The following is a 14,093-nucleotide window of genomic DNA, read 5'->3' as shown; positions in this document are numbered from 1 at the left end:
TAATTTGATTTTTGCTTGGCTATCTAAAAACTGATTTCGTCGGATAATTCCTAATAGCTATATGGGCTGCAGTTCGGGTAATGCATAAAAGACTAATTTTGTATCTAAAATCGTTTTTAGATAATAATCGATTCAACTTAATGACTGTTTAACTGAATCAAAAAAATCTCTCTTTTTCACTTTTTCTCCTATCATCGCATTTTGAGCTATCGTTAGTAGATTTTCTTATATATCATTGGATTTTAAAATATTAAAAATGAATGGAATTTCCGTTAGAATAACCCTTTAAATTTTTGTATATGTTAGACCCGTTTATTGAGCAGTAAGGTTATCTCAACTTATTGTAACCTCAATACTACATGTACCCATTTGGATTATCAACCGATCACTATGAGCCTTCTAATAGATTGCTTCTAGATTACAAAGGTAGAACAAGAATGGAGGTTTACTCAGGTAAAAGTAGGATTGAATAGCTGCTGGTTCAAATACTGATCCGATCTTTCTGAAAACTTCCTTTGAGTGGGTTCTCAAATCTCTAAGCTCATGAAGTTAACGAAAATTTAGTGAGGAATAGGATGCAACAAAAAAAATTAAATTCAATGTATCAATTATTAGTTTAATCTCTGTGGTTCATTAAAAACAACTTGCTTTATTTTAGCTCTATCATTGTTGGAAGAGGGATTTTTTCATGTGAATGTAACCGTTGTAACTTTGTTCCGCATTTCTTGCATACCCACAAATATGTTTCATCACAATGATTACACGATAGCACAGCTGTTAACTCCAGCCCACAAACTCTACAAGATCCTTCGTTATACATGGGCCTCTAATTCTATCTTGCCCTTCTACCTATATAAATATTGCAAATTTCATTACAAGTATTTTATTTTATTAATAACTGAGTTGAAAATTTTGTAAACATGGATTATCAAATTATGCCAAGTCAAAAATTGCCAATATATTAGGGAAAAGCAAGCTTACTTTTTCATGAATTGTTTGACGTATTTTTCCGTGACTTGGTGTTGTATCTATCTAGAAAAATACTTGTTACAAAACTCGGAAGTCCGGTATATTTTCTTCATTTTTGGTCGATATTGCTTCGAACCTAATAGGGGGACTATCATCCTCATCATCGTTTTGCAACATTGTTAATTACTCTTATGAAAATATATTTTTATATGAATATTGATTCACTTTGGCTGGCTATCTTATTCAGTTATGGTAGCAGCATGATATGGTTTTTTGCATTTCGGACACATGGCGTGATCGCACATACATTCTATGCAGTAATCGCTACTTTTTTCAAAATCTGTTTTACTGCCTTTATGAAAACATATTTCGCAAACTACTTGTTCCATCTATAAAGACATTGTTATCATACTTTATTTAATACTTTATTTAATACTCTTATCATTCTTTAACAGATTAATTATCTCATACCTTATCTTATCTGTATTTGATTGAGACGAAGTCGAAATACACAAGATTTTGTCGTTAAGAGGGAAGGTCATCATTGTAATCCTTTCTAGTCTTATGACCAGATAATCTAATCGCCCGAATTTTTCCGAAAATGATTGGAAGAAATTGATATTTGAGAGTGATTGCAAGTACATATCTTGCTCCTCATTCTGATTAAGCAATGGTTCTATTCCTTTTCGAAAACCTCCTTCTATCACTTCGCCCTCTTTATTCACTAATCCTACAAATCTGATATTACCATCGAGTGCAAATATTTCTTCAGATAAATTTATTTTGATTGAATTTGAAATATTGTTACCTTTAGGCATTTTTACATCTTCTATACACTCTGCGAATTTATTCTTATGTAAATGTAGATTCCGTATCCTTCTTCCTAACTCTCTTATTCTCTGAGAAATTCATCTTTGATGCTTTATAGTAAATAACTTCTCCTCTTCTCTCCACCACAGCTATGACAGCATTTTTACCCATTTTTTCCACTTCATCTACCATGTTAGCAAATGAAGAGGCGTTAATCGTGGTACCTTCGTTCAATCCAACCGCAACGTATTTCGAAGTTTTTTTATTAAATTCGCCCCTTTCATAAATTCTGAAATCAGTTCCAAATCCAAACCCATCTTTCACAACATAGCCTTTGCTCCTTAGATCCCGATATATAAGGTATTTCGTAAGTAGTTTTTTATCCTTTTTAACAAGTACTTTTAAAAATTCAGAGAAATCATAATCCTGGGTTTTATCTGACACCCTCAATTTGTTACTTTGTAATAAAAATAATGCTTCTAGGTAGCTAAGCAGGTATTCTTTGTTGAAGTTTTCCCCAAAGCCTTTGTTTCTGAGTTGATCTTGGTCCCTTGGTTCTTGAATAATAATTTTCCCTTTCTTAGATATGTAATTTGCCTCTGCAGCAAAATTTTGATCCGAGAGGTTTTCACTTGCTTCAATTCTCTCCAGGTTACTAAATGCTTGGTTCTCCTCAGATTCATCTGGAACCTCTGGTTTGACGATGGGCATAACACATAAATCAGTGCCAACAGCCACATTTATTTATTATAGGGTGAATCTGTTTTGAAAGGTGTAAATTATAGGGAAATTAGAGGCATGCCATACGTAAGAAGAGAATACATTGCTGGGAAACCTCAAATTAAAATTGCAAGATTTGCCTCTGGGCAGGCCAAGGCTGATTATGATTATTTAGTTGAGCTCGCTGTCACAGAACGCATACAGATAAGACACAATTCCTTAGAAGCTGCTAGGCTAGCTGCCAACAAGACCTTGGCTCAAGCAGGCGATATGAGTTTTTTCGCACGATTAAGAGTTTACCCTCATGTCCTTCTCCGCGAAAATAAAATGATCGCAACCGCTGGAGCTGATAGGCTTCAAGAAGGTATGAGAAGAGCTTTTGGAAAGGCAACTGGCCTGGCTGCTCGTGTCGAACGAGGACAGACAATTTATGAAGCACATGTGACTAAAGAAAACTTACAGCTTGCTAAAAAGGCGTTTAAAGTAGCCTCTAGCAAAGTTGGGTGCCCAACTATTACTAAAATAACTCCACTAAAGTAGGCACAATATTGTCAGTTACTCTCTATTTTTAATTTAATTTTTCAAAATCCGATTTATCTATAAAGTTTACATATAGCTTTACTGGTATCAAATGTGTTTTTTGGTTCACATTTACTTCTAATTTCGAATTTGTGACTATTTGACATCATGTCTTTTTGCCAATTCCATGCAGTCTTGAGAAGATGACCTGTTACTGAAATAATCAAATCTTAATATGAAATGAAGTTTACCTTTATTATTTGGGATCTAAAGACAACAAATATTTTATAACGAATAATTTTCATTTAAATCATGGGACAGATCAAGTTTATTACAGATTTTGAAGACAAATTTTATCTCAATAAGAAAATATTTGTTCGAGTTGATTTTAATGTTAAAGTCCAAGACAATAGAGTGAGTGAAGATTTCAGGATTAGATCTGCTATCCCTACAATTGAATATTTATCAAAACGAGGAGCTAGGGTTATCCTCGGGTCTCACTTAGATAGGCCCAAAGGCCGAGATTATCGTTACTCCCTTCGTCCGGTTTCCCTTAAGCTAGAAGAAATATTATCCTCTTTCAACACAAAGGTGAAATTCGCAGAGGATTGTGCTGGCACTGATACTAAAAGAATGGTGGATAGTATGGAGAATGGGGAGGTATTGTTGCTAGAAAATTTGAGGTTTTATCCAGAGGAAGAAAAGAATGATCTCCAGTTTTGTCAGGCACTTGCTTCCTATGCAGATGTATATGTAAACGACGCTTTTAGCACTTCCCATAGAAAACATTCTTCTACATATGGTGTTGCAAAGTTTTTTGATACTAGGATTGCTGGCTTTAACTTAGCACAGGAACTCCAATATTTATCGTTATTACGCGAAAAACCTGCCAATCCATTTACATTGGTAATAGGTGGAGTGAAGATTAAAGATAAAATAGGAGCCCTAGATCACCTATTACCTAAAGCAGACAAAGTTCTCATCGGAGGAGCAGCATCTTACACTTTCTTGAAAGCCAAGGGACACTCGGTTGGACAATCAATAATTGAGGAAGATTATTTACCTTGGGTTACTAAAGCACTCCAAGACCATAGCGACAAAATAATTTTACCCTTAGATCATAAAGTAGCAACTTCCGAAAATAGTGATCATTATCAAGTAGTCCAATCTGAAATTCCCAAGGATATGAGGGGATTTGATATTGGAGACAAGACAATTCAAAAATTTAGTTATGAGATCCATAATAACGGACTAGGAACAATTTTTTGGAATGGCCCGATGGGTTATTTTGAAAAGGAGGTATTCTCTAACGGAACAAAAAGCGTAGCTGTTAGTATGGCATTGGCCTTTTGGAGGGGTGTCAAAACCCTAATTGGAGGGGGTGATACTTTGGAAGCAATGAAAGTTTCTGGAGTTTCAGAAAAAGAGGTTACACATGTATCAACCGGAGGAGGAGCTACCTTAAGATTCTTAGCGGGTGATGAGATGCCCGGGATTGATATATTGAAAAGCAATTAGATAAGGGGATTTCAAGATAGATGAAATAAATATTCGCTTCATCAAACTTATTCGCTTGACAACATTACATGAATCCACCTCATTTGATGCAATCATTGGGGGTGGAAGCGTTTCTGGACTGTTTGCAGCTCGAGAGATGGCCTCAAAAGGAATGAAAGTGTTAGTATTAGAAGAAGACCATGAGATAGGGACTCCAGAGCACTGTGGAGGAGTCGTTAGTCAGAAAGGATTAGAAGCTCTTGGGATAATTCCACGCATAAAAACATTTGACAATGAAATAAGACAAGCAATAATTAAAACAAAGAACAATTCAATTGAAGTTAATGCCGTTAATCAAAAGGTAATTGTGATTGATAGACGCTCATTTGACAAGGAAATTGCATTTCAAGCACAGTCTCATGGGGCAGAAATTAATACAAACAGTTTGATCGTGGGAATTGCTTATGAGGACAATTGGTTTAAAGTCAAGATTAAAGGGGGTACTATCTATAAAAGTAAATATTTTGTCGACGCTAGAGGCGTAGGGACATTGGTAAATAAAGGATTGAGAAATATCATTCCTTCTGGACAATACGAAGTCTATGCCCCATGGATTGAAAAGGATACAATAGAGGTTATTTTTGACGCAGAACGTTACCCCGGATTTTTTGCTTGGATTATACCTACAGGAGAGGGGAAAGGAAAGATTGGAGTTGCAGGCAAAAGTATTAATCCTAATTTTCTTTTGGAATCCTTCTTGAAAACTCGGGGTCGGCCATATTCAATAATCAGAAAAATATATGCTCCGATATGGATTGCCGGCTATGTAAGACCGTTCTACAATGGTAAAAATGTTAGAGTAGGTGACGCTGCGGGGCAGACTAAACCGACAACTGCAGGAGGGATATACACAGGTGGAATGGGTGGGATTTATGCCGGTAGAGCCATAGCACTTTCTCTGTCAGAGGGTGAAGAAACTTCATATCTCTCACATTACGAACAAAAGTGGTTATCTAAATTTGGTAAAGAATTCGATAGGTTGCTTTTCTTGAGGAGAATTCTAGAACGGTTAGATAATAAATCCTTTGATAAGATTTTTTCAGAAATTTCAACTAAGACGCTTGATGTAATTTCAGATACTGCTGATTTTGATTTTCATTCGTTTTCGCTCAGGCAATTTCTTGATACTAGAACAACGTTAAATTTACTCTCTGCCATTATGGGTAACGAGTACAGGAAGATAATTAAAGACCTAAGCAAGATATAAATGCGGTTTAGAGCTCTTTAAGAATTATGTCAAAACAGTTGCAATTACCGGTTTGCACTTCATGTAATAGGCCAATTATGCCTAATGACGCATGTGTTAGATTCTATTGTCCAAACTGTGGGTATGTTATAATTTGGAGATGTCAGAGCTGTAGAGAATTTGCAAGGCCTTACAAATGTGTTGGGTGTGGATTCGAGGGGCCATAGCTAACATGACAAGATTGGTTGCACGTATAAAGATATTGCCTGCAGATTCCGAAACGGACATGGAGGTTTTGGCAGATACGTTAAAGAAAAATGTTCCGCAAGGAATGGAATTAAAGGCTCATGCTAAAGAGCCCATCGCCTTTGGATTGAATGCACTTGTAGGAGACTTTTTATTAGATGACGCGGAGGGAGAGATGGAGAAATTAGAAGAGTCCATTCGAAAAGTAGAGGGTGCAGGCGAAATCCAAGTTATAAACATAAGTAGACAATCAGTCAAGATGAAATAGATCAATGAATATGCCTTTGAGGTTCAATTGAAAAAAAAAGAAAAACCCACCAAGAATCTTCCCAAAAACAATGCTATAAAGCTTAGGGTGGCAGAATGTAGGATTAAAGACGTAGGCAAGAAGAAGGCAATCCTTGATATCCATACTATGGCCAAATTAGGATTACAGGATGGTGACGTTATAGAAATTGCTGGTAAGAAGATAGCAGCAGTATCTGTTTACAGTTTTGAGGATAAAAATAAGAAGAATAGTTGTATCCATATTGACGGACAAACAAGACAAAACGCCGGGGTTAGTTTGAACGATTATGTAATTGTAAAAAAAACAGATCCCAAGCCAGCTGAAAAAATCGTATTGGTTTGTAATACCTCAAAGAATTTTTCTGATGAATTTATCTTATATCTGAATAACCGCTTTGATGGATACCCTGTAACTAAAGGGGAACAATTTCTACTTAATTTCTTGGGTACTTCTTTGGAATTCAAAGTACAAACTACTGTTCCAAAGGAAGTCGTGAGAATCACCAAATCCACAAGAATCATAATAAAGGTTGGCTCAGAGAGATCTTATGATTCTGGCCACCATGTGACTTATGAACAAATTGGCGGCTTGAAAACCCAGATATCTCGGTTGAGAGAAATAGTAGAATTGCCATTACGACATCCTGAAGTTTTTTCAAAAATTGGCATAGAACCTCATAAAGGCATTTTGCTTTTTGGTCCCCCAGGCTGTGGGAAAACACTAATCGCAAAGGCATTGGCGGCAGAGTCTAAGGCTAACTTTTTCATTATCAACGGACCTGAAATAGTGAACAAATATTACGGCGAAACTGAAAGCAAACTAAGAGAAATATTTCAAAAAGCCAAAGAATCTGCACCTAGTATCATTTTCATAGATGAAATAGATGCGATAGCTCCCAAGAGGGAGGATACCTTTGGGGATGTTGAGAAGAGAGTAGTGGCACAATTGTTGGCACTAATGGATGGCATGTCTGATCGTGGAAATGTTGTAGTTTTAGGTGCGACTAATAGACCAGATAGTTTGGACCCTGCCTTGAGAAGACCAGGTAGATTTGATAGGGAAATTGAAATTGGCATCCATAATGTGGATGGTAGATATGAAATTTTGAAGATTCATACTCATGAAATGCCTCTCGACCCGGATGTTAAGCTTAGAGAACTCGCAAAGTTGCTTAATGGATACACGGGAGCAGATATCAAGGCACTTTCTAGGGAGGCAGCGATGAAGTCTATACGAAGGACACTTACAGATTTCGATTTGGAGAATCAAAATCAGGTGCCTGCAGAGATTCTGAACAACATTCGAATAAGTCAGAATGATTTCTTAAATGCTATGAAGGAAATTATCCCCACGGCACTTAGAGAGTTTTACGTCGAACCTACTAACATAACATGGGATGAAGTTGGAGGTTTGGTGAAGGAAAAAAGCTTACTAAAGGAAAACCTTTTGTCGCCAATAATTTCTCCTGAAAAGTTTTTAAAAATGGGGATCAAACCAGCCAGAGGTGCACTTATTTTTGGACCTTCTGGTTGTGGAAAGACATTACTGGCAAAGTCATTTGCAAATGAAGGTTCCATGAATATGATATTTGTTCGAGGACCTGAGGTTTTGTCAAAGTGGGTAGGGGAATCAGAAAAAGCGATACGCGAAATATTTAGAAAGGCCCGTTCTTCCTCTCCATGCATTGTTGTTTTCGATGAAATAGATTCTCTTGGACGTCCTCGTACAAATGATGATATTTCTGGAAATGAACGTGTACTATCGCAAATATTGTCAGAAATGGATGATTCGGGAAATTTTGGAGTCATTGTAATCGGAATAACGAGTAGGCCGGATCTACTAGATACATCATTATTGAGACCTGGTAGGTTTGATCTTATCATTTATGTCAATCCACCAGATGAATCATCTAGATATGATATATTGTTGAAAATCACATCCTCTATGCCTATTTCATCTGATGTCGATCTGACAAAGATAGCTTCATTAACAAAAGGCTTTAGTGGGGCTGATCTGGTAGCATTGTGTCGTGTCGCAGCAATAAATGCAATCCACAAAAATTCTGAAATGATCTTTAGCACTGATTTTGAAGATGCATTGAATACTGTAAAGCCTTCCATAACAAATGATGTGCACAATTGGTACACTACGATTGAGAAGAAACTGACCGCCGCCATACCTAAATTCCATGACAAGATATTTTACGGATAAATTTTAATAACCTTAGCTAATGGCCAAATCTATTATATTATGTATAGATTGAATAGACTTGATGAACTATCCTATTAGAAATATTATATTTGAACGAATAAAACAGTTAGGGGGAGTTACTACCGATCGAGATTTGGTGAACTCTTTGTCAAAAGACAATATTAATGTCCCAGACGATGAATTGAACAAAGTCTTACTTGACTTGGAGATTTATGGGCTTATTCAAGTTACATGGGTTACAAAGGACAAGAAACGAATTGAGTTATTTAATTGATTGTCTTTTGGAATACCATCAACCTTAACAGAACCTAGAATCTAAAATACCATAATGAATCGAGTGCAATACCTATAAAAATTACTACGAGGTATGGGGCTGTTACTTTGTAAGCCTTCCAAGCAAATTCGGGATTGGGGTTTTGAAGTAACTTATAATGATAAATAGCCATTAATGTGCCCGATACTACTGCAACAACAAGATACAAAATACCAAGTCCAAAGAAATACAATGAGATAGAATATGGTATCAATATAAGCGAATTTATGAAAATATATTTAGCTGTTACCTTATCTCCATATACTACTGGAAGCATAGGTACATTAGCTTTTGAGTATTCTTCCTTTGTCTTTATTGCTAAACACCAGAAATGAGGCGGGGTCCACATAAAAACTAGCCATCCAACTAGGAATCCAAGTAAGTCCATACTGTTGGTAGTAGTTGCCCATCCGGCCATCGAGGCTGCGCTACCGGCAAAACCTCCAATCACAATATTCCATACGTTTCTCCTCTTTAGAAGTAAGGTGTATATTACAACGTAAAAGAAAATTCCTAAGGCTATCATGAAAGTAGCCATTGGATTCAAGGTAAACCAAGCTAGGGTAACAGAAGCTACACATAATGCCAATCCGTAGATTAAAACATTGTTAGCTTTTAACCGTCCAGAGGGTATCGGTCTTTTAGAAGTTCTTGTCATCAAGTTATCTATGTTTCTGTCATAAAATTGATTAATAGCACTCGCTCCCATGGACGATAAAGAACCACATATTATCAAAAGTGAAAGTTTCCAAAATGAAATATCCCATGCGGAATTTGGTGTGCCGTCGAATCTTGTTGCAGCGAGCATAGAAGTTACAGCAGTAATGACAAGTACGATTACAATTCGAGGTTTAGATACCTCTATATAATCTTTAATAGCTGAAGATTCCAGACGACCACTTAAAGACACAAGTATTCATTCTTAATGACCCTCCGCCTGAATTTAACTTCTTCGATACCTTTTAAAATTAACAGAATGGATAATTTATCTCATATCGCGTTTTTTATCTATTTCTTGGATTCGCTCCTTTAAATCTTCTAACTGACCAGTAGACCATTTGACAAATCCTTCAATCAATTCTTGGGGCATTTTATTAATCTGTGACACTATTATGAATCCTTCAAAAATTTTTTCATAAGTTTTACAGCAAACTACCATATTGGTTATGGCGTCGTTAACAAAATCCCTATTCTTATTATTAATATAATTTTCTCTAAACTCATCAAGTAACTTATTGGTTCTTTGGGTAACTTCGTCTACACCAATCTTATCACTGTAACTGTCATCAACATTGGTCAATTTAACGGTAAATTCTAACTAAAACTTTACTTATTAATTTATTTATGTTTATATTCTGTCACGCCTTGTTTTATTTTAGTTGTAAGAGGAGGTCAGATACCCTAGTGCTATCATCATTGGTTTGCTCAGATTGATGTATCATCATTCCTTTTTCATTGTAGACCAACTATTCTTATAATTGTTTATTTTTTTTTACAACAACATTACTTTTATTTCACTATCTTTTTTTTAACTTTTTTTAATACTTTGGAGTATATGTCCAACATAGATATAATTTATGAAGATATTAATTCTTTTGGATCAGTTGGAGTTAAAAAATCCGAATTAAAGAAAAAATTCGCTACCGAATCTTTTGAACAAGATTTGGAACAATTAGTGTTGCAGGACAAAATCTGTGTTTCTAAAAAGGGAACTTATATTTATTGTTGGGGCAAAAAATTTTACCTCGAATACTTGCTGTCATCGGACATAAAGTTTAGATATCTATATGAATCGATTATTGGAATTCAAAACAAACTGAATAATTATTCAGATAGTATATTCAAATACGTTGAAAAAATAGACTGCGAATTGTCGGAAGTTAAAAGTTCATTTGTTAGAATAGAAGAAAAAATTAACCAATTAAGCATTGAGAACCCTTCAGGTATTGATGGCGGCAGGAGTAACATTACATTAGATAGTTTTAAGGAACAGTTTGATTCCCTTGTCTCAAAAAAATCCTCATCCATAGGCTGGTTGGAGCTGTCTTCTATAAAGGATGAATTATGCAGTAGAATCGGTATAACGGGAACAGAGTTTTATTCATTGGTATCTGCTCTAGTAGAATCATATCCCGAAAATTACGAGCTCTCATCTGGAGGGTATGAAGGAGTGGTATTAAGAGGGATTATTCATGGTTTTGTGAGGTGTATTTAATGGCTCCTTATAATCTGAGTGTAAATCCTTTTCCAAGTAGCCCAACACCAACAGTTTATAATTCGAATATACTGGGAGGGAAACGACATATTGCTGCCCTGAACTCAATAAAGGCATGTGTCGATGATTTATACGGAAAGTTGGGCAACGAGAAAATTTATGATGACGATTTGTTTAAAATTATAACTATAATACAAGATGTGGGCTCTGGCAAAACACACTTAACCTTACATACGAAAACTTTAAAGGAATTTGATGACAAATCCGTTATATCATATGTTGACTTGACACAGGTACAACCAAGAGAAATCGACAATTTTTTTCATTCTATAGTATCGGGATTTGGTAAAGATTATTACGCCGCCGTAAAAGCCAAATTTGTTGATTATCTAAAGGATAAATTTTCTCAAAATCCTAAGTTGGTGAAAAAAATAATAAGATACGGAATCATGGATTCACTGAGTGGAAATACAATAACTGAAAAATTAGAACAGATCATACAAAGGAAAATGAATCTGTCATATGAACATCTATTTGAACTCATGTCCAACGATTTTACCAAAATAGAAATTAGCTTGATTACCGAGATTTTCAAAACAAGTACTCTTAACTATTCAGATCTCAAAACCTTTGAGAATCTTACGATGGTATTATCCAATATCGCTAAAATAAATTATAAATTATTTAATAAAATAACGATATTTCAGATAGATGAATTTGATACTAATTCTACCTCATTAGAGTACCTAAAAGGTTTGATAAATTCACATATTCCATATTCTATACTAATGGTTGTGACAACTCCTTCGTATTACACGGAGATTTCTAGAACGAGTCCGTCTTTATTTGATCGTTTAGAAAAAGCTAATTACAAAATCGATTTGGCTGGTTCCAATTCATACGACGAAGTTAATGATATAGTTTTACAGTATGTGTTACACTATAATGGCAATATTACCAACTCAGAAAAGAAGGATTTGTCTGCAAAGGTTCGAATTATTTATGATGAATTTCCTGATTTTAGAAACATTAGATCTATTCTAAACGTACTGTATCATGCATTTGAGGAAGCATCTGAGAAAAACTCTCATACTATTGATGAACAGTCTATAGAAGAAACTATAAAAAAAGTGTACCCAGGACTTAGGCTGAGGGGAAGTATTATGGACATTCCCATTTCGGATTTCTTGAAGATGAGAAAAATATCTATTGATAGGAACTTGGTAGAAACCAACGTACGTAATGCGGTTAGAAATCTTATTAACTATTTTGAACAGCTTGGGACAGTCAAGAGGTATGATGATGTTATTGACGGAGAATTTCTTGATGCTGCTTATAATGACCAAATGGGAAAGAAGGTCGGAATATCAATCGCCATGGATTTTGATAAAAATAAGAATTTTGATAAGATCCTCAAAAGTACTAAAAGAAATTCCGCGGTTGACAAACTAGTTATCTTGACTACAAATATGACTACGATCAAGAAGAATGGAACAACATTAGTAACTATTGATAAATGGAAACTTGCAGATTTGCTTTATTTTAGCAAAAAATATGATAGTGACGAAATCGGTTCAGAGGACCCACAGAAGGCAATGTTGCTAGCCAAATCTATCCAGATTTGCTAGTCTTATATCTAGGCAATTTTTTATTTGTAGATAGACTAAATATTAATAAGAGATAAATGATTTCATTTACTTAAATAATTGGACCGAGAATTGCATACCCTTGAGGATTTTATGGCAAATGTTCACAAGTTAGGTTACGATTTTATTGAATATCATAATCATAAAGTTCCTTGCTTATTAGTTCAACCAGAGCAATTCGAATCCATAATGCGAAATTCTTACGGCAAACCGAATTTAATCGATACAAATTTGAATATTTACGATGATGGTTGTCATGTATTTGTAAATCTTAATGTTAACTTTTTGAACACCGACCTTAAGTTTGACTTTCTACTTTATGCAAACGAATCTATTGATTTTTTTGAAGCCCTCGCAGCTTCTGGAATGCTCGGAATCGTTCCACATAAATCATTTGGGAATAACGTCTTTTTTGTCCAATTGCCCAAAAGGGACAATGCAGAGAACGCACTTAGTTTGATCCGTTCAAAATTAAAATAAAACACAATCATACCTTATTAATAAAATTGTTATCGAGTCTTGTCATGTTCAACATATATTTATTTTAAATAATGGATTGACCTTTTCTTTATTGTTAAAAGTTGAAACATAGAAACAGAAAACCACGAGGTAATAAAACTAACGTTCGTAAGGTTGTGATAATGGCAGTTTTGTTTGGTGCACTATTAATAGGTGGTTCGATAACAGCCTTTTCAAATTTTGGAGGTAATAATAATTCATCATCATCAAACCCCGAAGATATTCAACAATTGATTTCTAATTTGACAAACCCAATCGTACCTGGTGCAGCAGCAATTGGTAATGGGGATGCCCCAATAGACATAATTGAATTCGGAGATTATCAATGTCCGTTTTGTGCTAGGTTCAATCAGGAGACTAAAGCTGATTTAATCTCAAAGTATGTAGATCCGGGCATTGTAAGGTTTGGTTTTAAAGATTTTGTAATTAACGATTTACCTGCGGATAAACTCTCTACTCTTGGGGCCGAAGCGTCATACTGTGCTGCTGAGCAGGACAAATACTGGGAGTATCATGATGAAGTTTATAGAAATTCAAGAGGAGAAAATACTGGATGGGTTACACAGGAAAGTTTGATTGATTTTGCAAGAAATATAAACATTCCAAATGTTTCTGAATTTGCGGATTGTTTACAGTCCCATAAGTATAATTCGATCGTTGTAGAAAATGATATTTTTGCAAAGAATTTGGGATTAACTAGCACTCCAACTTTTCTAATTATGAAGGAGAATTCGACTAGAATCGCGGCAATAGAAGGTGCACAACCAATAGAAGTATTTGACGATGTAATAGGTCAGCTACTGAATAACACTCTGTAGGTACAACTTTCATTCTGTGTACTTCAGCTATCCTTTTTCGTTGATGCTATTTAATGTAACTGTTTTATCATTTTT

General features: G+C 35.2%; 15 protein-coding genes. 11 read left to right on the top strand and 4 right to left on the bottom strand.

Going from position 1 to position 14,093, the window contains the following annotated elements; translation table 11 throughout:
* Positions 1-1,394: 1,394 nt before the first annotated feature.
* Entirely contained in the window at positions 1,395-1,787 is a 393-nt protein-coding gene (locus NFRAN_RS01880) for a DUF6659 family protein (RefSeq protein ID WP_134482825.1), read from the bottom strand.
* A gap of 34 nt (positions 1,788-1,821) precedes the next feature.
* Complete coding sequence (gene endA, locus NFRAN_RS01875) at positions 1,822-2,517, bottom strand: tRNA-intron lyase (protein WP_197731086.1); 696 nt, start codon at positions 2,515-2,517, stop codon at positions 1,822-1,824.
* Between the two features lie 27 nt (positions 2,518-2,544).
* On the opposite strand from endA, the gene NFRAN_RS01870 reads away from it, so the two are divergent.
* The 7 genes from NFRAN_RS01870 to NFRAN_RS01840 all read left to right on the top strand — a co-directional run bounded on the left by NFRAN_RS01870 (position 2,545) and on the right by NFRAN_RS01840 (position 8,781).
* Positions 2,545-3,039, top strand: coding sequence for a 50S ribosomal protein L16 (locus NFRAN_RS01870; protein WP_134482823.1), 495 nt, complete (start codon positions 2,545-2,547; stop codon positions 3,037-3,039).
* A gap of 291 nt (positions 3,040-3,330) precedes the next feature.
* Entirely contained in the window at positions 3,331-4,536 is a 1,206-nt protein-coding gene (locus NFRAN_RS01865; protein WP_134482822.1) for a phosphoglycerate kinase, read from the top strand.
* A gap of 55 nt (positions 4,537-4,591) precedes the next feature.
* Positions 4,592-5,782, top strand: coding sequence for an NAD(P)/FAD-dependent oxidoreductase (locus tag NFRAN_RS01860; RefSeq protein ID WP_197731085.1), 1,191 nt, complete (start codon positions 4,592-4,594; stop codon positions 5,780-5,782).
* A gap of 26 nt (positions 5,783-5,808) precedes the next feature.
* The gene (locus tag NFRAN_RS01855; protein ID WP_134482821.1) at positions 5,809-5,988 is read left to right on the top strand and encodes a zinc finger domain-containing protein; all 180 of its coding nucleotides are present in this window, start codon (positions 5,809-5,811) and stop codon (positions 5,986-5,988) included.
* Between the two features lie 5 nt (positions 5,989-5,993).
* On the top strand, positions 5,994-6,275 hold the full coding sequence (locus NFRAN_RS01850) for an elongation factor 1-beta (RefSeq protein ID WP_134482820.1): 282 nt from the start codon (positions 5,994-5,996) through the stop codon (positions 6,273-6,275).
* 27 nt (positions 6,276-6,302) lie between these two features.
* Positions 6,303-8,507, top strand: coding sequence for a CDC48 family AAA ATPase (locus tag NFRAN_RS01845; RefSeq protein WP_172602041.1), 2,205 nt, complete (start codon positions 6,303-6,305; stop codon positions 8,505-8,507).
* A gap of 61 nt (positions 8,508-8,568) precedes the next feature.
* Positions 8,569-8,781, top strand: coding sequence for a hypothetical protein (locus NFRAN_RS01840; RefSeq protein ID WP_134482819.1), 213 nt, complete (start codon positions 8,569-8,571; stop codon positions 8,779-8,781).
* 34 nt (positions 8,782-8,815) lie between these two features.
* Here NFRAN_RS01840 and cyoE read toward each other — a convergent pair whose 3' ends face one another.
* Both cyoE and NFRAN_RS01830 read right to left on the bottom strand, forming a co-directional pair.
* Positions 8,816-9,730, bottom strand: a complete 915-nt coding sequence (gene cyoE / locus NFRAN_RS01835; RefSeq protein WP_232037913.1) for a heme o synthase — start codon at positions 9,728-9,730, stop codon at positions 8,816-8,818.
* Between the two features lie 75 nt (positions 9,731-9,805).
* Entirely contained in the window at positions 9,806-10,120 is a 315-nt protein-coding gene (locus NFRAN_RS01830; RefSeq protein WP_134482818.1) for a hypothetical protein, read from the bottom strand.
* A 255-nt stretch (positions 10,121-10,375) separates the two neighbouring features.
* Here NFRAN_RS01830 and NFRAN_RS01825 point away from each other — a divergent pair, with 255 nt between their 5' ends.
* The 4 genes from NFRAN_RS01825 to NFRAN_RS01810 all read left to right on the top strand — a co-directional run bounded on the left by NFRAN_RS01825 (position 10,376) and on the right by NFRAN_RS01810 (position 14,018).
* Positions 10,376-11,035 (top strand): hypothetical protein, encoded by a 660-nt coding sequence (locus NFRAN_RS01825; protein ID WP_134482817.1) that lies wholly within the window; start codon positions 10,376-10,378, stop codon positions 11,033-11,035.
* Complete coding sequence (locus tag NFRAN_RS01820; RefSeq protein WP_134482816.1) at positions 11,035-12,663, top strand: hypothetical protein; 1,629 nt, start codon at positions 11,035-11,037, stop codon at positions 12,661-12,663. Before NFRAN_RS01825 ends, NFRAN_RS01820 begins: the two co-directional genes overlap by 1 nt.
* Before the next feature lie 78 nt (positions 12,664-12,741).
* A complete protein-coding gene (locus NFRAN_RS01815) occupies positions 12,742-13,161 on the top strand; it encodes a hypothetical protein (RefSeq protein ID WP_134482815.1) in 420 nt (139 codons plus the stop codon).
* A 101-nt stretch (positions 13,162-13,262) separates the two neighbouring features.
* Positions 13,263-14,018 carry a DsbA family protein gene (locus NFRAN_RS01810; protein ID WP_134482814.1) on the top strand — a complete coding sequence of 252 codons (756 nt, stop codon included), beginning with the start codon at positions 13,263-13,265 and terminating at the stop codon, positions 14,016-14,018.
* Positions 14,019-14,093 lie beyond the last annotated feature (75 nt).

Source organism: Candidatus Nitrosocosmicus franklandus, assembly GCF_900696045.1.
Classification (GTDB): Archaea; Thermoproteota; Nitrososphaeria; order Nitrososphaerales; family Nitrososphaeraceae; genus Nitrosocosmicus; species Nitrosocosmicus franklandus_A.
Note: the sequence above shows the minus strand (reverse complement) of the source record. Positions and strands in the feature narration are given on the sequence as shown.

Excerpts from the sequence above, each read along its gene's own strand:
- NFRAN_RS01880 (WP_134482825.1), bottom strand. The coding sequence starts at position 1,787 with ATGCCTAAAGGTAACAATATTTCAAATTCAATCAAAATAAATTTATCT.
- NFRAN_RS01865 (WP_134482822.1), top strand. The coding sequence starts at position 3,331 with ATGGGACAGATCAAGTTTATTACAGATTTTGAAGACAAATTTTATCTC.
- NFRAN_RS01855 (WP_134482821.1), top strand. The coding sequence starts at position 5,809 with ATGTCAAAACAGTTGCAATTACCGGTTTGCACTTCATGTAATAGGCCA.
- NFRAN_RS01850 (WP_134482820.1), top strand. The coding sequence starts at position 5,994 with ATGACAAGATTGGTTGCACGTATAAAGATATTGCCTGCAGATTCCGAA.
- NFRAN_RS01840 (WP_134482819.1), top strand. The coding sequence starts at position 8,569 with ATGAACTATCCTATTAGAAATATTATATTTGAACGAATAAAACAGTTA.
- NFRAN_RS01825 (WP_134482817.1), top strand. The coding sequence starts at position 10,376 with ATGTCCAACATAGATATAATTTATGAAGATATTAATTCTTTTGGATCA.
- NFRAN_RS01820 (WP_134482816.1), top strand. The coding sequence starts at position 11,035 with ATGGCTCCTTATAATCTGAGTGTAAATCCTTTTCCAAGTAGCCCAACA.